This window comes from Duffyella sp. Ts4, from assembly GCF_051851875.1.
GTDB lineage: Bacteria > Pseudomonadota > Gammaproteobacteria > Enterobacterales > Enterobacteriaceae > Duffyella > Duffyella gerundensis.
Genome location: NZ_JBLYPN010000003.1, coordinates 273,157 through 292,424, shown reverse-complemented (window position 1 = coordinate 292,424; position 19,268 = coordinate 273,157). Strand labels below are relative to the sequence as shown.

General features: G+C 52.7%; 18 protein-coding genes. 11 read left to right on the top strand and 7 right to left on the bottom strand.

All coding sequences use genetic code 11. The features are described 5' to 3' along the window. Positions 1-307: 307 nt before the first annotated feature. Positions 308-892: a helix-turn-helix domain-containing protein gene (locus ACJY2L_RS06780; RefSeq protein ID WP_439213319.1), complete on the top strand. Its 585-nt coding sequence runs from the start codon at positions 308-310 to the stop codon at positions 890-892. Between the two features lie 19 nt (positions 893-911). On the opposite strand, the gene ACJY2L_RS06775 is transcribed toward ACJY2L_RS06780, so the two are convergent. Together ACJY2L_RS06775 and ACJY2L_RS06770 are read right to left on the bottom strand one after the other, a co-directional pair. Next, on the bottom strand, positions 912-1,355 hold the full coding sequence (locus tag ACJY2L_RS06775) for an acetyltransferase (RefSeq protein ID WP_439213318.1): 444 nt from the start codon (positions 1,353-1,355) through the stop codon (positions 912-914). Positions 1,356-1,732: 377 nt separating this feature from the next. Continuing rightward, a complete protein-coding gene (locus ACJY2L_RS06770; protein ID WP_439213317.1) occupies positions 1,733-2,896 on the bottom strand; it encodes an MFS transporter in 1,164 nt (387 codons plus the stop codon). A 223-nt stretch (positions 2,897-3,119) separates the two neighbouring features. Here ACJY2L_RS06770 and ACJY2L_RS06765 point away from each other — a divergent pair, with 223 nt between their 5' ends. The 6 genes from ACJY2L_RS06765 to ACJY2L_RS06740 all read left to right on the top strand — a co-directional run bounded on the left by ACJY2L_RS06765 (position 3,120) and on the right by ACJY2L_RS06740 (position 8,246). After that, positions 3,120-3,911, top strand: coding sequence for a DeoR/GlpR family DNA-binding transcription regulator (locus ACJY2L_RS06765; protein WP_439213316.1), 792 nt, complete (start codon positions 3,120-3,122; stop codon positions 3,909-3,911). Positions 3,912-3,985: 74 nt separating this feature from the next. After that, positions 3,986-4,468: an NUDIX domain-containing protein gene (locus ACJY2L_RS06760; protein ID WP_439213315.1), complete on the top strand. Its 483-nt coding sequence runs from the start codon at positions 3,986-3,988 to the stop codon at positions 4,466-4,468. Between the two features lie 234 nt (positions 4,469-4,702). Continuing rightward, positions 4,703-5,605: a LysR substrate-binding domain-containing protein gene (locus ACJY2L_RS06755; RefSeq protein WP_439213314.1), complete on the top strand. Its 903-nt coding sequence runs from the start codon at positions 4,703-4,705 to the stop codon at positions 5,603-5,605. Positions 5,606-5,743: 138 nt separating this feature from the next. Continuing rightward, a complete protein-coding gene (locus ACJY2L_RS06750) occupies positions 5,744-6,736 on the top strand; it encodes a zinc-dependent alcohol dehydrogenase family protein (RefSeq protein WP_439213313.1) in 993 nt (330 codons plus the stop codon). 291 nt (positions 6,737-7,027) lie between these two features. Beyond that, complete coding sequence (locus ACJY2L_RS06745; protein WP_439213312.1) at positions 7,028-7,498, top strand: DUF1203 domain-containing protein; 471 nt, start codon at positions 7,028-7,030, stop codon at positions 7,496-7,498. 208 nt (positions 7,499-7,706) lie between these two features. Continuing rightward, positions 7,707-8,246 (top strand): GNAT family N-acetyltransferase, encoded by a 540-nt coding sequence (locus tag ACJY2L_RS06740; RefSeq protein WP_209502571.1) that lies wholly within the window; start codon positions 7,707-7,709, stop codon positions 8,244-8,246. A 74-nt stretch (positions 8,247-8,320) separates the two neighbouring features. Here the strand turns inward: ACJY2L_RS06740 and ACJY2L_RS06735 are convergent, their stop codons facing one another. After that, on the bottom strand, positions 8,321-9,391 hold the full coding sequence (locus ACJY2L_RS06735; RefSeq protein ID WP_439213311.1) for a LacI family DNA-binding transcriptional regulator: 1,071 nt from the start codon (positions 9,389-9,391) through the stop codon (positions 8,321-8,323). Between the two features lie 205 nt (positions 9,392-9,596). On the opposite strand from ACJY2L_RS06735, the gene ACJY2L_RS06730 reads away from it, so the two are divergent. Together ACJY2L_RS06730 and ACJY2L_RS06725 are read left to right on the top strand one after the other, a co-directional pair. Beyond that, on the top strand, positions 9,597-12,704 hold the full coding sequence (locus tag ACJY2L_RS06730; protein WP_439213310.1) for a beta-galactosidase: 3,108 nt from the start codon (positions 9,597-9,599) through the stop codon (positions 12,702-12,704). Between the two features lie 54 nt (positions 12,705-12,758). Then, positions 12,759-14,024, top strand: a complete 1,266-nt coding sequence (locus ACJY2L_RS06725) for an MFS transporter (protein ID WP_067436345.1) — start codon at positions 12,759-12,761, stop codon at positions 14,022-14,024. A 161-nt stretch (positions 14,025-14,185) separates the two neighbouring features. On the opposite strand, the gene ACJY2L_RS06720 is transcribed toward ACJY2L_RS06725, so the two are convergent. Beyond that, positions 14,186-14,755 (bottom strand): DUF4142 domain-containing protein, encoded by a 570-nt coding sequence (locus tag ACJY2L_RS06720; protein WP_187485518.1) that lies wholly within the window; start codon positions 14,753-14,755, stop codon positions 14,186-14,188. Positions 14,756-15,224: 469 nt separating this feature from the next. Between ACJY2L_RS06720 and ACJY2L_RS06715 the strand changes: the two genes are divergently transcribed. Next, a complete protein-coding gene (locus ACJY2L_RS06715) occupies positions 15,225-15,698 on the top strand; it encodes a GNAT family N-acetyltransferase (RefSeq protein ID WP_439213309.1) in 474 nt (157 codons plus the stop codon). A gap of 220 nt (positions 15,699-15,918) precedes the next feature. Here the strand turns inward: ACJY2L_RS06715 and ACJY2L_RS06710 are convergent, their stop codons facing one another. The 3 genes from ACJY2L_RS06710 to ACJY2L_RS06700 all read right to left on the bottom strand — a co-directional run bounded on the left by ACJY2L_RS06710 (position 15,919) and on the right by ACJY2L_RS06700 (position 18,045). After that, positions 15,919-16,107 carry a YjfB family protein gene (locus tag ACJY2L_RS06710; RefSeq protein ID WP_067436353.1) on the bottom strand — a complete coding sequence of 63 codons (189 nt, stop codon included), beginning with the start codon at positions 16,105-16,107 and terminating at the stop codon, positions 15,919-15,921. 277 nt (positions 16,108-16,384) lie between these two features. Then, positions 16,385-17,014, bottom strand: a complete 630-nt coding sequence (locus tag ACJY2L_RS06705; protein WP_439213308.1) for a LysE family translocator — start codon at positions 17,012-17,014, stop codon at positions 16,385-16,387. A 131-nt stretch (positions 17,015-17,145) separates the two neighbouring features. Beyond that, positions 17,146-18,045 carry a LysR family transcriptional regulator gene (locus ACJY2L_RS06700; protein ID WP_439213307.1) on the bottom strand — a complete coding sequence of 300 codons (900 nt, stop codon included), beginning with the start codon at positions 18,043-18,045 and terminating at the stop codon, positions 17,146-17,148. A 96-nt stretch (positions 18,046-18,141) separates the two neighbouring features. On the opposite strand from ACJY2L_RS06700, the gene ACJY2L_RS06695 reads away from it, so the two are divergent. Then, positions 18,142-19,200: an SDR family oxidoreductase gene (locus tag ACJY2L_RS06695; RefSeq protein WP_439213306.1), complete on the top strand. Its 1,059-nt coding sequence runs from the start codon at positions 18,142-18,144 to the stop codon at positions 19,198-19,200. The last annotated feature ends 68 nt before the right edge of the window (positions 19,201-19,268 follow it).

Here is a 19,268-nt window from a genome sequence, read left to right as displayed (position 1 = left end):
TATATCAGTCTTCTTGCATTACCGACGTTCCTTGCTATTAGTTTTTCTGACTTGTTATCGGCAACAGCCCAAACAACTGTGAGAAAAATGCCAACTTCGGTTCTTCACGCATAGCGGATGTTTATCTGATTCCGTCCGCTTTGTGCCAAAAGCGGACGTTAAGGTTGCCCGCTCATGCTTTAGGGCCATAAGTGCATATAAAAGAAGTACCACGATTACGAGGCGTGAACTTATAGACTTACAAAATCATTTATTTCAGCCCAATTTATGTAATGGCATAATCAGTTCGGCTAAAGAGAGGGCGGAAATGGATAAAACAACTAAAAACCAGATAGTAGATAGCGATATTGCACGTTTATTGCTTAAACACAGGAAGGCCCGCAACTTGACTGTAACAGAGCTTGCTCAACGATCGGGCGTCAGTCAGGCCATGATTAGTAAAGTTGAACGAGGTACCTCCAGTCCCAGTGCAACTATTCTTAGCCGTCTGGCCAACGCCATGAATATAACGCTATCTAAACTCTTTGCAGAGCTTGAGCAACATCAGAACTCACTGGTTCGTTTCACTCATCAGCAACAGCACTGGACGGATGAGCAATCAGGCATCACCCGCTGGTCTTTATCTCCTGCAGGGGCATGCCCGGAATTGATCAAAGTTGAAATTCCTGCAATGGGTGAGCTGACGATACCCGCCTCAGCAAATGAGCATCTTTCAGGGCAAACGCTTTTAATGCTGAGTGGCAGCCTTGATTTTCAAGTCAATCATCAGACACATCATCTACGTGCCGGTGACTGTCTTGCCCTTACCTTTGCAAGTGAGTACCGAATGAGCAATCCGGATAGTGAGCAGAGCTGCTCTTACATCGTGGCTTTTAGCCAAAAAAATCAATGATAGTTCTATGCCACAATGGTTACTTCTTATTAGCCATTCTTAAATGCAAAAGGGGGTATGGCCTTCCCTGATTATCCCGCCCGGAACGCCCTGATACCTCAAACCCCATATGCTGATAAAATCCGACGGCCTGCTGGTTTTGTTCATTTACATCGATGCTTAGCTCTGGGTGCAGCGCCAGAGCATGTAAGATCAACCGTTTTCCGACGCCAAGTCCGCGAGCAGAGGCAGCTACAAAAAGTGCCTCCAGATGCCCCTCATGCAAAAACATAAATCCTAGCGGTTGGTCATCCTGATTTGTTGCAACCCATACAGGAGTTTCTGAGAAAAAGCTGACAACTTCTTTTTCGATTTCTTGTCGGTCATGAGCCGTCAGAAAGTCGTGGGTAGCATCCACTGAACTCTTCCAGATTTGTATGACTTCTGACGCTTCAGATGGCCGTGACATTCTGATATCTAACATTTTTCAACCTTAAAGTGATCTTTATTTTGAGTAATAACGTACGAAATGAGTCCAATTAAATTTACTATAGTGAAATAAAATTCACAATAGTGATTGTATTTCTGTGCCTTATCATTGTGATGAGAAGTGCTAATACGCTGGTTAGTCTGATCCTCTTTATCATCATCAACGGCAATGCTCCTGAGCTTTTTCACGTTGTACTTCCGCTTCTCGCTCATAGCGGAGATGAGTTTTTTAGTGAGTCCGCTTTATATCAGGAGCGGAAATCAGACGTCATAACGACCCCTGTTCAGTTTGAAATCACTAAGTGAATCAGAGAGGCTGGAGCGGTTTAGATCAAAAAGGCTCATCTGCGAAATACGATAACCTCAGACCTGTCACTTTTTCGTTTCCCGATGTTTTCTGTCTGATTTTCTGAAAAAGATAATCCCAGCCAGTAATAATCCTGTGATACACAGAACGATACTACACAGAAATAAACCACTGTTGTCTTTTGTACCGGTAAAGTAGCCTCCCGCGACTGCTCCTGACCCGATTCCAATATTGAACGACATAACATAAAGAGCAGATGCGAATTCAGGAAAATCCCGTGACGCTTCGATTACCCATGACTGGAGACCAACGATAACGACTGAGATGGCGCAGCCCCAGAGAAACAACACCCCGCCAGCACTGAGAGAACCCGGCAGCGGTATCAGCAGAAGAGTCTGGGCAAGCGCGATACCCGAGCCTCCCGCCAGTGTCAGTAAAGACGGTTTCAGGGAAAAGCGGCTTATCAGCAGCGTACCGCAGGCTCCTCCCACGCCGAAAACAAAAAGTAATATTGTCAGAACATCAGCATTAACTCCCGGTATTGATCTCAGGAAAACAGTGACATAGGTATAACTCATGAAGTGTGCCGTAATAATTAAAAGCGTTACGCCTGCCAGCAGACAGAGTAATCCGGAAAAAGCAGGTTTTTGCAGGCCAGACGGGCCCGCTTTCGCTGTAGGTTCATGAACGCGAGGCAGCCATCTGACAGCAAGACACATAATAATCAGTGAAAACAGGCCGAACAGGCCAAACCCCTTTTGCCAACCGTAATAATTTCCTGTTGCAGTCGACATCGGCACTCCCATAACTATCGCCAGCGATATGCCTGAGAAAACGATAGCTGTCGCCCTGCTTGCAGGCATGGTGCCCGCTATTCTGATGGCATAAGAGGCAATCCCTGCCCAGAACACACCGTGTCCCAGTGCTGCAATGACCCGCAGTAAAAGCAGCATGACGAAACTGTCTGTCAGCATGACCGAGCCATTACAAATTGCGATAAGGCCGAGCAAAAAAACAAAAAGCCTTTTTCTGTCAATTGATTGCGTGAGCAACGTGACGGGTATGACGGACAGGGTTATTATCCATGCATATACGGTAATCAGCATGCCGGCCTTCACCCCGCTAATCCCCAGATGCTCTGTTATCTGATTTAACAGCCCGACTGGCAAATATTCGGTTGTCTGCGAAACAAATGCGCCTGCGGCCAGGACAGATAATGCCTTAATCATGATTTCTGGCCTCGTACCTGTATACGCCGTCTGCGGTCTTTTCAGCGATGCGATTTTTCCACGCTATGGCGGGTATAAATTGCCAGTAAGCCGGGATTTCATTTCCCTGCTTCAGCAGGAATAATTCTACTCTCATTCTGCGCCTCCACTCTGTCAAAACATTGCATTAACCTGCATATTTCCGCATATTAACGCAATATAAATTGCAAAATGGCGCACTTAAATGAAATTACCTGATGCAAGACGGCAGAAAATCCTCGATTTATTGAGCCATCATGGCGAACTGCAGGCCTCAACACTGGCTGAAAAGCTGGGTATATCAGAAGACACGGTTCGCCGCGATTTGATACGGCTTGAGTCTGGAGGCATGCTGCGTCGCGTCCGTGGCGGCGCGATCCCCCGCACCCAGGTACCGCTTCATCATCAGGAAAGGCTGGGCAGAACGGGTGCGTCAAAAAGCGCTATCGCTTCGATGGCAGTCTCGCTTATCCGGCAGGATGATGTCGTCGGACTGGACGGAGGTACTACCACGCTTGCCATCGCACAGGCTATCCCGCCCGGATTACGTTGCACTGTCGTCACAAACAACCTGCCCGCCGCTATGGCGCTGGCCGATCATCCAGATGTGGAAGTCATTGTGCTGGGCGGTAAATTATTTAAGCCCGCGATGGATATAACGGGCCATAAAGTGTGTGAAGAGTTACGCACCATGGCTTTTGATATCTGCTTTATCGGTGCGGCGGCGGCGAATATCACCACCGGCTTCAGCAGTATCGACTATGACGAAACTCAGGTTAAACGTGGACTGGCACAAGCTGCAGAGCGCAGCGTGTGCGTTATTTCGGGAGAGAAAATGGGAAACCATTCTCCCTTTTCTTATGCATTTCCCGGAGAAATCAGCGACATCATCACCGATGACGATGCACCCGCTGACTATATCGCGCTGTTCAGAGACGAAGGCGTTAACGTTATTGTTGCAGAGCATCAGACAAAGAAAGAAGGGGGGTTATCGTGAAGACAGAGATAAAAACACTGGAATCCAGGCAAATTTACCGTAACCGCTGGATGTCGCTTAAGGAGGACCGGATTATGAGAGCCGATGGCAGCGAGGGGCTCTATTCCGTTATTGAGAAAGATGATTTCGTAGTCGTCATTCCGGTTGAGAATGATGAAGTCTACCTGGTTGAGCAATACCGTTATCCACTGGGCCAGAGAACCACGGAACTGCCGCAGGGAAGCTGGGAATGTTCCCCCGATGCTGCACCTGAAGACGTTGCCAGAGGCGAGCTTAAAGAAGAAACCGGGCTGAGCGCCGGAAAAATGTTGTATGTCGGTTATCAGAAGCTCGCGCAGGGCTATTCAGCTCAGGGCTATCATATTTACCTTGCCACGGAACTGACATTTACCGGCCAGCAACTGGAGGAGGAAGAGTACGGCCTGACGGTGAAAAAAATTAAAATCAGCGCCTTCGCTCAGTTAATACGTAACGGCCAAATCACTGACGCCACTTCGGTTACCGCTTTCCTGCTGGCGATGGCTAAAGATATGATCTGTGAAACCTGCCCGGCATAAATAACATGACAACGATGTCCGCTTATCGCTCATAGCGGACGTGCAAGCCCTGGCGTAGTCGGCATTGCGCCAGAGGCGAACATTGAAGCACAGCCGCCCAAAAGCCTGCAGGTGAAATTCAGGTAGACTTAAGTCACGGTTCATTCCGCATTCGCTTTCAGTTAGCGCCTCAGGTCGATCCGAATCACGAAACACACAGGCGCGGCAGGAATATTAAGGTGCTCAGGGGCTGATATGCGTTCCAATATGATTGAATATATGACTATTTTTATCCAGGTTGTTGAACTGGGTAGCTTCACCAAAGCCGCTGATGTTCTGCAGCTGCACCGCCCCGCCGTCAGTAAAGCGATACAGCATCTTGAAGACGATCTCGGTATAAAACTCATTCACCGCACCACCCGCAAGCTGAGCGTAACGGCTGAGGGCGACGAATTTTATCAGCGTGCCAAACACGTTCTGGCTGAAGTAGATAACATGATGGCCAGTTTTTCACCGACCCTGCCGCCGCGTGGACGGCTCAGGCTTGATGTCCCGCTGGCGCTGGCTCATGCCATCATTATTCCCCATCTGATGGGGTTCCAGTCGCTGTATCCCGATATTGAAATGGTGCTGGTTTCATCGGATAAAAAAACCGATCTGATTGGCGAAGGCGTGGACTGCGTAGTGCGGCTGGGTGACCTGCAGGACTCAAGCTTCATCTCCCGACGTATTGGGGAAATCAGGATGGTCACCTGTGCCGCCCCTGCCTATCTGCAGCAGCACGGGCGGCCAGCAACGCTGGCAGATCTGGAGCAGCATCGGGCGGTTAACTTCTTCAGCGATCACAGCCGGGACGTGATGGAATGGAAGTTTATCGAGAATGACGTGGTTGTTTCGCGGCGCCCTGCCGGCAGCATATTGGTTGATAACTCCGATATTCTCTTGTCCTGTGCCCTGGCCGGTCTGGGTATTATCCAGGCATCCTGTAACGCCCTGGCCCCGCATATTGCTTCCGGTAAGCTTGAAGCCATCCTGACGCAGTACCCTTGTGTTTCTAAGCCCGTTTCAGTGATGTATCCGGACAGGCGCAACCTTTCGCCGCAGGTGCGCGTGTTTATCGACTGGTTCAGCGACCTTTTTGCCAGGCAGCTCGCCTGAAACCACCGATTGTTACTGAATTCGTAACACTGATGTTCCTCAGCAGCTATTTTTCGCCTGATGACAACCCCGTAGAGTATTCGCAGATAAATCGATCATGCCTTTCCAGGGTATGTCGTTCACTGACGAGGTCTGAATATGTCTAAAGTTGTTACCTTTAACCGCACTGGCGGTCCGGAAGTGTTGGAAGTTATTGATGTTCAGGTACCCGCGCCTGGTGCCGCAGAAGTTCAGATTCGGGTCCATGCTATTGGCCTTAATCGCGCAGAAATTATGTACCGCAATGGCCAGTATGTGATTGAACCTGAATTCCCGGCGCGACTGGGTTATGAAGCCGCTGGAGTGGTAGAGGCTGTGGGTGAGCATGTCGAAAGCGTTGCCAAAGGCGATGTGGTCAGCGTTATACCTTCCTTCATGTTTAGCGAATATGGCATGTACGGTGAGATAGTTAACGCACCGGCGCATGCGGTGGTAAAACACCCCGATAATCTCTCTTTTGCACAAGCCGCTGCGAGCTGGATGATGTACGTCACGGCCTACGGTGCGCTGGTGGAATACGGTAACCTGCAAGCGGATCAGAATGTAATTATTCGCGCAGCATCCAGCAGCGTTGGCCTGGCAGCCATTCAGATAGCGAATATGCTGGGTGCCAAACCCATTGCCCTCACCCGCACCAGCGAAAAGCGCGACCTGCTAATGAAGGCGGGGGCCGCCGCCGTTATCGCTACCGCAGAGCAGGATATGGTGGCTGAAATTAATCAGGCGACGCAGGGTGAAGGTGCCCATATTGTGTTTGATCCTGTTGGCGGCCCAGACGCGGCGAAGCTGATGCAAATCATGGCACCGCAGGGCATCTACTTCCAGTATGGTGCGCTCGACAGCCGTGACATGGTTGTACCTGTCTTCGAGATTCTTGGTAAACATCTCACGCTACGCGGCTATGAGCTGTTTGAAATCACCACCGACGCGGAAAAAATGGCGCGGGCGAAATCCTTCGTCACCGAAGGGCTGCGCGCCGGCAAACTGAAACCCGTCATTGATAAAACCTTCACGCTTGACGATATTGCCGATGCGCATCGCTATATGGAAGCCAATGGTCAGACAGGTAAAATTATCGTTACCGTTGAATAATCGTTTGCTCGCGGCTTAGGCCACGAAAATGAGTTTGTTGGGAAGCGACGCTGTTATCAGCGTAATACCCGTTAATGGCCGCCCAGGGATGCGGCGGCCATATTATTTATTGTGTGTTGAACGGGCTTTTCACTCATCTTTGACCGATCACCCGCATAAGCTGGCTGAATGAAGCACAGCACCGCATGCGCCATTTTCATCCTGCACGTTACTGCGAATTCCCTGACCTAAAGCAGCGAGTTTCTCCTTCAATTGCCCGCTACTGTAGCGCTGACAACCACGGGAGACGTTATGAATTACAAAATTTTTGGCCTGAAGGCCGAGCCGTTCATTCATCTTTTTGGACAGAGCGATGCCTGTCTTAACCGCCTGGGTGCCAGCAGGCACACTGTGGAGAGTTATCCTGGCTATCCCGACAGAATTTCATTATGTGATATCCCGATGGGTGAAACCGCGATTCTCATCAACCACATCTATCAGCCGGCCAATACGCCCTATTTCGGCACGCATGCCATCTATTTGTGGGAAGGCTGTACGCAGCAAGGCATTTACGTCAACGCGTTACCGGAGGTGATGACCACCCGGCTCCTGTCATTGCGCGCCTATGACGAGAGACACTTTATACGGCAGGCGGATATCTGTGAGGGAAAATTCGCTGAACAGCTTATCCATCTTTTTTTTGCCGATCCGTTGATAAGCTATATCCAGATCCATAACGCGAAACGAGGCTGCTATTCCTGCTGCGTTGAGCGTGATGAATAAGCCAGATCGGTAAGCCACGGCATCGGTTTTACCCAATGCTATTGCTCAACGCTGGCTATTCATTACTGACGGGTCTGCTGCGCCTTTTGGTTGGGTATTCTGTGACGTGGGCGAAAATTACTTGTCATGCTGCGTTAATTTTTCGTCATCGTATCAGGATGTGATGATAAATTGCCCGGTATCACTGTGCTAAAGCAACGGAGATAAAATGCCTATACAGCAGGCGCCACGGCTGGAGACAGAACGCCTGGTGTTAAAGCAGTTCACGCTTGATGATTTCCCGGCACTACAGGCATGCTGGGCCGATCCAGAAATGATTAAATTGAATCGCGGTGAGTTGCCCACCTCAGAATTCATCTGGTCGCGCTTGCTGCGCTACATTGGGCACTGGCATGCCCTGAGTTATGGTTACTGGGCTGTATTTGAGAAAACGACGAATCTGTATGTGGGTGCATTTGGATTTCAGGATGCCCATCGCGATATTACCCCAGCTTTGCCCTGCCCCGAGGCGGGATGGACGCTGATTGCTGACGCGCGTGGCAAAGGTTATGCCTCTGAAGCGATCGCTGCCATTTTGCACTGGGCCGATAACACATTGCCCTCTGACATATGCTGCATCATCGCTGAAGAGAACCAGCGTTCCAATTATCTGGCTGAGCGATATGGTTTTCGATTTCAGCATCATCGCTGTTATCGAGGTAAGCAAGTCCGCTTACTCATACGACCGCAACATTCTGCTGCCGACTGAGAAGCTATCGCGCGCCGTCACAGCGGTCAGGAAAGCGATCCCGGCTTTCCAGCCTGGGGAACAGGTGCAAAATTTCACAACTTTTCCACCAGCGTTTTTAATTGCGCAATGACGCTGTCTTGCTCATTTTGATTCTGCTGACCATAAGGCCATGTCGACTGCCGGATGATTAAATGGGTCGGCAGCAGCTCACGAATTCTGATTTGCGGCGCGGCCATCTTCTGGATAAGTAATTCAACCGCCCGTTTACCCAGCTTATTGAAATCCTGCGCAACCGTCGTTAGCGGCGGCTGAAAATAGAGGCTGTCCGCCGTGTCGTCATAGCCGGTGACCGAAACGGCCCGGCTGCCGGTGCGATGTAATTGTGCCAGCGCACTGAGCACACCCAGCGCCATTTGATCGTTGGCGACAACGATGGCGCTAATGCGGCTGTGCTGATGCAGCAACTCAAACGCTTTATGCCAGCCGCTGGCCGCGCTCCAGTCGCCAAAAACCGTCACCGCATTACTGACACCATGCCGATGCAAGGTCTCGCGCCAGCTGCTCAATCGCATACGCGCTGAAACCGAGCTTTCGGGACCGGCCAGCAAACCGAAATCCCGGTGCCCGAGTTCCCACAGATGGCTGACGCAGGCGCCACAACCATCGAGGTGATTAAAGCGCACGCAGCAGACATCGGTTTCCGGTGAGATATCTAAAAACAGGCAGCAAATATCCGGATTCTCACTCACCAGCTTTTCCGCCAGGCTGCTTTCCAGCGGCAGATTGATAATCGCACCGCGAATATTCTGCGCACGGAACTCATTCAGCCGGCCCTGAAGCGAGGCGTAATCCACCATCACCGGCATCGCGATGACCACTTCCAGCTGGTGCGCGCCAGCGTAGCTTTTGATCGCCGCGGCAATTTGCGAAGGCGCATGCAGCGTCAACGATGCGGTGATCAGGCCGATCGACGGTGCCGATTTCCCTGCCAGTAATTGCGCCGATCGGTTAGGCACATAGTGCAACGCCTGCATGGCGTGGATCACTCGGTTGCGGGTGCGCTCAGAGACCACGTCGGGCCGGTTCAACACGCGAGAGACGGTTTGCTGGGATACCCCGGCCTCACGCGCCACATCTTCTAACGTTGACGTACGGCGCTGCATCCTCTTCTCCTGTGCCTGTCGGGCATAAATGTCGATCGCTAACATTTATTGTCTACATTACGACAAATCTTGCTGCTTTTCGCTCTGTTTCGTGATCGTTAATGAGTTTCAATCTCAGCAATATTGTTGTTATCAATAAAATATCTAATAACTCAACCTGTCTTGTCTAGCGAATGACATTTTCTTTGACCTGTCAGGTAACTTTATGCGCCATCTCGATCGTCCTGCCTCTTCCGGGCTGCAATTTCATGATGTTCTTGCCCGTGAAGACTGGCAAAACCAGACCATTACGCACCTGAACCGTTTAGCGGCCCATCCCACATTTGCCAGCTGGCGTGACCTTGGTGCAGCCCGCGAAAATCAACCCTCAGCACAGCGCCGCCTGCTGGATGGCCAGTGGCAGTTCGCTTATGCCCGCAGCCCGTTTGAGGTGGACGCCAGCTGGCTGGAGAGCGATCTGGCAGAGAGCCGCAGCACAACCGTGCCGTCGAACTGGCAAATGGCAGGCTACGACGCGCCAATCTATACCAACGTCCGTTACCCCATTGAAACGACGCCACCGCGGGTACCGGAAGAGAACCCTACCGGTTGCTACTCAATGACGTTTAGCGTGGAGGAAAACTGGCGGACTGAAGGTCAGACGCAGATTATTTTTGATGGCGTGAACTCAGCTTTTCACCTGTGGTGCAACGGTGAATGGATCGGTTACTCCCAGGACAGCCGCCTGCCCGCAGCCTTTGATCTCAGCGCCGCGCTTGAGCCGGGCGAGAACCGTCTTTGCGTCATGGTGATGCGCTGGAGCGCAGGCACCTGGCTGGAAGATCAGGATATGTGGCGGATGAGCGGCATCTTCCGTTCCGTCTGGTTGCTGAATAAACCGATCCTGCACCTCAGCGATGTTCAGCTCACGCCAGAGCTTGATGCGCTTTACCGCGATGCTGAGCTGGTGGTCAATGTGAGCGTCGCCGGCCTGAAACAGCTGCCTGAAAACCTGACGATTAACGTCGAAGTGTGGGATAACGCCGAGCAGGTCGCGAGCCATCGTCAGCCGCCTGGATCGCCGACAATCGATGAGCGCGGCAATTACGCCGAACGAGCCGTGATGCGCCTTCCCGTCGCGCGCCCGGCGCTGTGGAGTGCAGAAACGCCCCACTGCTATCGCGCGGTGGTCTCGCTGTGGTGCGGCGACATGCTGATCGAGGCTGAAGCCTGGGACATCGGTTTTCGTCGGATTGAAATCAGCAATGGCTTACTGAAACTGAACGGTAAACCCTTGTTGATTCGTGGCGTCAACCGCCATGAACATCACCCTGAGCGCGGGCAGGTCGTCACCGAAGAGGATATGGTGCAGGACATTCTGTTGATGAAGCAGCATAACTTCAACGCCGTTCGCTGCTCCCATTACCCTAACGTGCCGCGCTGGTATGAGCTGTGCAACCGTTATGGCCTCTACGTGGTGGATGAGGCCAACATTGAAACTCACGGCATGGTGCCGATGAACCGCCTTTCCGACGACCCCGCGTGGTTACCGGCCTGGAGCGCCCGCGTTACGCGGATGGTGCAATGCAATCGCAATCATCCGTCGATCATTATCTGGTCGCTGGGCAATGAGTCCGGCGGCGGCGGCAATCACGAAGCGATGTATCACTGGCTCAAACGTAACGATCCGTCACGCCCGGTGCAGTATGAAGGCGGCGGCGCCAACAGCACCACCACCGACATCCTCTGCCCAATGTATGCCCGTGTCGAAAGCGATCTGCTTATTCCGGCGGTGCCGAAATGGGGGATCAAAAAATGGATCAGCCTGCCCGGCGAGCAGCGGCCCTTGATCCTGTGCGAATACGCGCATGCCATGGGCAACAGCCTCGGTAACTATGTCGATTACTGGCAGGCGTTTCGTGATTACCCCCGGTTGCAGGGAGGATTTGTGTGGGACTGGGCCGATCAGGCCATTACCAAAACCTTCGACGATGGCAGCGTTGGCTGGGCCTACGGCGGTGATTTTGGCGATAAGCCCAACGATCGGCAGTTTTGCATGAATGGCCTGGTATTCCCGGATCGCCGTCCTCACCCGTCGCTGATTGAAGCGATGCATGCGCAGCAGTACTTCCAGTTTGCGCTGGTGTCGCAAAACCCACTGCGTATCAGCCTGACCAGCGAATATCTGTTCCGCACCACGGATAATGAAGAGCTGCACTGGCGGGTGCAGGCCTCAGGGGAAACCCTTGCCGCAGGCCATACAACGCTTGCTCTTGCGCCTGAAGCGTACGCTGAGGTCACGCTATCCGAGGAATTGACGCTGCCCGCCGGTGCCACAGAAGTGTGGTTGACGCTGGAAGTTATTCAGCCAGATCGCACGGCCTGGTCCGATGCCGGACACCGCGTCGCCTGGCAACAGTTTGCCCTCGCCGCACCGCTGGTGCTACAAACGCCTGGCCCGGCAGCAGATGCCCCTGAGCTCACCCACAGTGACACCGCCTGGACAGTTCGCAGCGGCGTACAGCAGTGGATTATTGATCGTCAAAGCGGCTTACTGACGCACTGGCAGGTCGACGGCGTAGAGCAACTTCTGACGCCGCTGCGTGACCAGTTTGTGCGCGCGCCGCTGGATAACGATATTGGCGTCAGTGAAGTGGAACGCATCGATCCTAACGCCTGGGTTGAGCGCTGGAAAAGCGCAGGCCTTTACCATCTCACCGCACGGTGCGTGCAGTGTGACGCGCAGCGCCTGCCGCACGAAGTGGTGATCGATAGCCGCTGGCACTATCTGCGCAATGATGACGTGGTGATCGTCAGCCACTGGCGCATGACCTTTGACGCACAGGGCACGCTGCATTTAGCCATCGATGGTGAACGCGCGAGCACGCTGCCGCCGTTGCCGCGCGTTGGGCTGCATTTTCAGGTGCCCGATCAGCATAAACCGGTCTCATGGCTGGGATTCGGGCCGCATGAGAACTACCCGGATCGCCGCACCAGCGCCTGTTTCTCCCGTTGGGAGCGCCCGCTCGATGAGATGAGTACGCCGTACATTTTCCCCACTGAAAATGGGTTGCGTTGCGACAGCAAAGCGCTGGACTGGGGCCGCTGGCATGTCTCAGGTGATTTTCACTTCTCGGTACAGCCTTACAGCACGAAGCAGTTAATGGAGACGGATCACTGGCACTGGATGCAGCCGGAAGATGGCGTCTGGATAACCCTTGATGGCCAGCATATGGGCGTCGGCGGTGATGACTCCTGGACGCCCAGCGTACTGCAGCAATGGTTATTGCTCGACACACGGTGGCAATATCAGTTAACGCTGCATTTCCAATAATAATCAGGGGCGCAAGCCCCTGGCATAACGGCATAACCCGATGGAACAGTCACAATGAAACTCTCACAACTGGCACCAAGAGAACGGCATAACTTTATCTATTTTATGCTGTTCTTTTTCTTCTACTATTTCATTATGTCGGCCTACTTTCCTTTTTTCCCGGTCTGGCTGGCGGAAGTTAACCATCTGACCAAAACAGAAACCGGGATTGTATTTTCTTCTATTTCGCTGTTTTCGATTATCTTCCAGCCGGTATTCGGTCTGGTCTCCGATAAACTTGGGCTGCGTAAACATCTGCTGTGGATTATCACGGTTTTACTGATCCTGTTTGCGCCCTTCTTTATTTTTGTGCTGTCACCTCTGCTGCAAATTAATATCTTTGCTGGCGCGCTGGCAGGCGGCATCTATTTGGGCGTCGTCTTCTCCAGCGGCTCCGGCGCCGTCGAGGCCTACATTGAACGCGTCAGTCGCGCCAACCGCTTTGAATATGGCAAAGTCCGCGTTTCCGGCTGCGTGGGCTGGGCGTTATGTGCGTCCATTACCGGCATTCTGTTTAACATCGATCCCAATATCACCTTCTGGATCGCGTCCGGCTTTGCCCTGGTGCTGGGCGTACTGTTATGGGTATCGCGCCCGGAAGGCAGCAACACCGAACGGGTGATTGATGCCTTGGGTGCCAATCAGCGGGCGTTCTCTTTGCGCACCGCCGCCGAGCTGTTGCGGATGCCACGCTTCTGGGGATTTATGGTTTACGTGGTGGGCGTCGCGAGTGTTTATGACGTCTTCGACCAACAGTTCGCTAATTTCTTTAAAGGCTTTTTCTCCAGCCCGCAACGCGGCACTGAAGTATTTGGCTTCGTCACCACCGGCGGAGAATTATTGAATGCGTTGATCATGTTTTTCGCCCCGGCGATTGTGAACCGCATTGGTGCGAAGAATGCGCTGCTGATCGCCGGCGTTATCATGTCAACACGCATTTTAGGTTCCTCTTTTGCTTCATCCGCCACGGAAGTGGTTATTCTAAAAATGCTGCATATGTTTGAGCTGCCGTTCCTGCTGGTGGGCACCTTTAAATATATCTCTTCAGCCTTTAACCCAACGCTGTCGGCAACGTTGTTCCTGATAGGATTTAATTTATCGAAGCAACTTTCAGGCGTCGTGCTGTCAACATGGGTTGGACGCATGTATGACACCGTGGGTTTCCATCAGGCTTATCTTGTTCTCGGCTGCCTCACGCTGGCCTTTACGGTGATTTCGATGTTTACGTTGAAAGGCACTAAAACCCTGCTACCGGCCACCCGTTATAAGAGCGCGACCTGAGGATGCGTGCCCGTGCAGAGCGGGCACGCATTAGCCTTTCATTAATCCGGTCAACAAGGCCATTCTTAACGGGGCTTTCTGGAGCCTGTTGAACACAGACCGTCCGGGTCGCAGGATGCTGCCTGCACCGGACAGCCTGTTTCTTTATTCAACCTGCCAGGTTACATCGCCATGTGCTGGGCAGACTTCAAATGTTGCTCCACAACCGGTGTGTGGGCGTCAGCCAGCGCCTTCACGTCGGGATCTTTGATCTTCGTTGCGTCACTTTGCAGCGTCGACAGCACCATCTTGTGATCCTTTATGCCCGCGTTTTCCATATACATTTTGTCAAAAGCATCGCCGCTCTTCGCCGCCAGTTTGGCCGCCATCGCCTTGTGTTTGGCGTCTGGCTCAGTTGGCAGTGTTACGCCCTTCTGCTCAGCGACCGTTTTTACCTTGGTCAAGGCATCACCGTGGTCTGCAATCATCTTCTGAGCAAATGCTTTGGTTTCGCTGCTTTGCGCCTTGGTGAGGGCCATCTTAGCGGCGGCGATTTCGTTGATATTGGCCTGCGCCATATCTTTGACCGCTTTTTCGTCACCGGCACTGAGTGTCGTGTTCGCTCCGGCCTGGCCTGCGGGGGCATTCTGCGCGCCGCTGGTGGCCGTCTGCGCCTGCACGCCAGCCGTGCTGAACATGGCGACCACTGCCGATACCGCCAGCAATCCTTTTAGCGTTTTACTGTTTTGCATTTTGTTCTCCTGAAGGTCATGGATGAGACTCGAGCAGGTAATACGCCTTGCGCAGTCTCGTAAGGAAATGACAAGTGCAATGGTCAGTATAGTGGATCGGTGATTTTTGCCAGCAGTTTAGGCTGTGATTATCAAGGGAAGCGGCAGGAAATAGCGGGAGTTAACGACGTGGACAGTGCCCGGCGAGCAGGTTGAGTCATCGTGGGTATGTTCTTCAACATTTTATGAGCGTAGCCATAACGCTACAACAGCAGGTGATTTGTATGTACAAACGCATCAGGTTGGAAATATTCAAAGCAAGTATTAACCCGATCGCTGCCGTCAGACCTCAACAGCGAGAGTTGAAACACGATGCAGTACAGTGGCACCAGAAAGAATGTTGAGGCTTAGGCCTTTTAATCAATGCCCATTAAAGTGCCTGGAAAGCCAGGCAGCGGGTTAAGTGGTTTAAAACAGACAAGGAGAAGCGATGAAGGTCAGACTTGCCGTGCCTGCTGACGCAGAAGCATGCTGGAATATCCGTAACCAGGCTATCCGTTATGGATGTAAAAACAGTTATGACGAGGCCATTATTACCGCCTGGACCCCGGAAAACATGCCGGAAAGTTACAGGAAGGTGATTATTGCGAATCCGTTTTTTGTGGCTGTCGACCCGGATAACCGGCCGGTAGCGACCGGCTTTCTTGATCTCGCTTCAGGCAGTGTTGAGGCGGTTTTTACCTTACCTGACTTTACTGGCAGAGGCCTGGGTGGCCTGATTATGGATGCTATCAAACGGGAAGCGCGTGAGCGTGGCCTTGAGCAATTAACCTTATCCTCAACGCCGAATGCGCAAACCTTCTATGCGCAGCAGGGTTTTGTGCCGGTGCGGGAAAGCGTCTATTCCTCTGCCCTTGCGCAGGCTGAACTGCGCTGTACAGATATGATGATAAAGCTTCGTTGAAGGTGATTCGAACTGGCGGGATGAATGTAAACGGGTCGTCTGGCGAGCCAACGGTTCCGCTCAAGGGGCTGATGTCGATTTTCGTGCACAGTACAGGGTGATCATTCTGATCGCAGCGTTACTGCCTGACTTTACTGCCTGCTATTAAGAACTCACTCCCCGGATCGGGGAGTGTTTAATATTGCGATAACACGCATGCCGCAGTGGTGCACTTGAACAATCAGGCCGTGGTATTGATGTTGCGCCCGATAGCGGGATTCGCAGGCAGCTGAGGAATGGATTCGAGGATCCCCGTTGCCATCGCTTGCTGATTATCCAGAGACTTCTTCAGTACTAAGGTGTTTATTTTATTACCCAGATCCAGGTTATCAAGGCCGATAGCCAGTGATGTAATTTGTGATACATCCATCTTGCTCTCCTGATTAATACAGCTGGTAGTACGTTAAAAAGGCTTTCAGAAAGCCTGAAAGACCTATCGGCCGCTGGCCTTCAAACTTTAGTGCCGTCATAATCCACTGTGACAGGTGTCCATTATTTTACGTTTAACGCGGTCACTGACCCACAGCAGCGGTCTGAAACGGGCATACCGCTCACGCCTGTCTGCTCTCGCATGTCGGCTTTTCGATACTGAATAGCTGAAACCCATTCAGCCCAACAAGCGGCCTTCAGGCAATACGGCACAAAGGTTAACTGCGGCTGAATACCAGCTTCAGTCCGGCCATCGCGAAGCAGCATGCCAGCAAGGCATCCAGCGCGCGGCGGATACGGCGATAAAATGCAGCCATCATGGCGGTAGAAAACAGCACGGCATAACCGCAGAACACCACCACGCAAATCGCCGCACAGCCACTGATGATCATCGGGAGAGTAGAGGCAGCCGCGTCCGGCTTGAGCGCCACCGACATGATGGCGACCCAGGTGAGAATCGCTTTCGGATTGCCAATGTGCATCAGAATCCCCTGACGGAACAGCTTGCCAAAGGCCAGGCTCTCTGTGCTGCTGGCAAATTCAGCGGCATCCGTACGGCGCAGTGCAGATTTGCCTGCTTTAAACGCCAGCCATAACAGATAGAGGCCACCGCCAATTTTCAACACGATCAGCAGTTGTGCAAAGGTCGCCAGCACGGTCAGGACGCCGCATGCCGCCAATAGCGCCCACAACATCGAACCGCCTATTACGCCTGCTGCCAGCGCCAGTGCTGCGCCGCGCCCCTTCTTCATTGCCGTGCCCATAATAGCCATATTGCTGGGTCCGGGGCTGGCAGTGGCGACAAAATAGGTGGTGTAGATCAGAATCAATTCGTGAGAAAGCGCCATGATATTCTCCGCAAGCGAACAGGATTAGCCGGTGCTCTTATTATATCGACTGGCGCGGGAATTTACCCTCTGCGCGTTGGCTTTGTGGTTTCTCTCTCCGATAAGCCTGCCCATCAGGTCGCTAACGGCGTTTACACACCGGTGTTCGTAATAACCGGAAGATTTTTCGCCAGGTCTTCAAGCAACGCAACAATTCGCCTTACCCTGACCGGAATAAATCGCGCGTCCGGAAATACGGCATAAAGATAGCGATCGGGCAGACGGTATTCAGGCAGTACTCGGATCAGCGCGCCTGATTGCAATGCGTTAACGGCAAGCGGTAACTGCATACCACCAATGCCGATGCCCGCCAGCAGCGCTTGCAGCAGGGCTTCACTGGTATTTGCCCGCATCACCGTCTTTACGTTCACTGCTATCGATTCCTGCATCGATATCAGCGTGAGCGGTTGATCCTGCGCAAGGCCGCTGAAGCGGATATGCGGCTGTAAAAGCAGCTCGTTCAGTGAAGTGACGTGAGCAAAATCCGGAGAGGCCACAAGAGCCGTTTCAATCCGCGTCAGCATTTTTGCCGCATGGATTTCCGGGGCTTTACCGCTGAGTCGTAGCGCGACATCCACGCCTTCACTGACCAGATCCGCCATACGATCGTCAAGCGACAGCGTTAAATTCAGGCCCGGCGTCGCTTTCTGTAAGGCCAACAGAGGCGCCAGAAAAAGTTGTCCTACGCCGCTGGGGAGCTGTAGATGCACCTTGCCCTGCCACTGTTGCTCCTCAGGTTTTAACTGATTTTCCACTTCCTCCATCGCCGCCAAAAGTGGCTGCATTTCACGGCGATAGTGTTCTCCCTGGGCCGTCAGCGCCATCGCCCGCGTGGTGCGATGCAGCAGAACAACGCCCAGTTCGTCCTCAAGTGAGGCAATCTGCTGACTCACCGCTGACTGCTTCATGCCCGTCTGGCGTGCGGCCGCAGAGAATGAACCGGTTTCAGTAACCAACAGAAATGTACGAATCGCAGTGAGTTTATTATTCATTTAATGGTTTTACTTATAAGCCCTATCCGGCTGCGGGGATTTTTGACACATGCTCTCTCCCGCACAATGCGGCTTTCACTGAGCCGGAGAATAAATATGTCAAAAGCGCATACTCAACACGTCGCACTGGTAGCCGGGGCAAACGGAATTGTTGGCAGCCAGCTAGTCAGAGTATTACTGAAAAATAGATGGGATGTGATGGCGCTTTCACGCCATGAGCGCGTTTCGGATGAAAACGTTACGACCGTGAAAGTCGATCTCACCGACCGTCAACAGAGCGAAAGCGTTCTGAGCAAGCTGCATGGCGTCACGCATATTTTCTACAGTGCCTGGCTGAATGCAGCCAGCTGGTCAGAGATGGTTGAGCCGAATGTCACGATGCTGCGCAATCTGGTCACCACGATGGAAAACGTCGCTCCGCTGGAAACCATCAGCCTGATGCAGGGTTATAAAGTCTACGGTGCCCATCTTGGCCCGTTCAAAACACCGGCACGGGAAAGCGATCCAGGCGTGCCGGGTGCTGAGTTCAATGGTGCGCAGCTGGCCTGGCTGAGCGACTTTCAGCAGGGTAAGCCGTGGCACTGGAATGCCATCAGGCCTGGCGTGGTGGGCAGCGCCGTTACCGGCAATATGATGAATCTGGCATTAAGCATTGCGTTATATGCGTCGCTTTGTCGGGCGCAAAATCTCCCTCTGCGTTTTCCCGGCTCGGCGCAAACCTGGCATAGCATTGTCGATCACACCGATGCAGGATTACTTGCCGACGCGACGCTCTGGGCCGCCACACATCCGGGCGCAGGCAATGCGGCTTTTAACGTCAACAATGGTGATGTATGGCGATGGAGCGAGCTGTGGCCGCGCATTGCCCAGTGGTTTGAGCTGCCCAGTGCGCCGCCCGTCAGGCTATCGTGCGCGCAATTATTCAGGGATTATCAGGCAGCATGGCGCGATCTGGCCAGGCAACATCAGCTGGTCGAAGCCGATATTCTGAAACTCAGCGACGGACACTTTGCCGATTTCGTCTTTGGCTGGGAGTACGACATGTTTGGCGACGGCAGCAAACTTCGACGGGCAGGCTTTGAAGGCGGTATCGCAACTGATGAGATGTTTTTTAGCCTGTTTTACCAACTGCGGGCACAACAGGTTATTCCCTGAGCCTTTTACAAGCGGTGATCACGCGGCTGAGGAAGGGTTTCGTGACGATATTGCGCCTGCCACGCAGG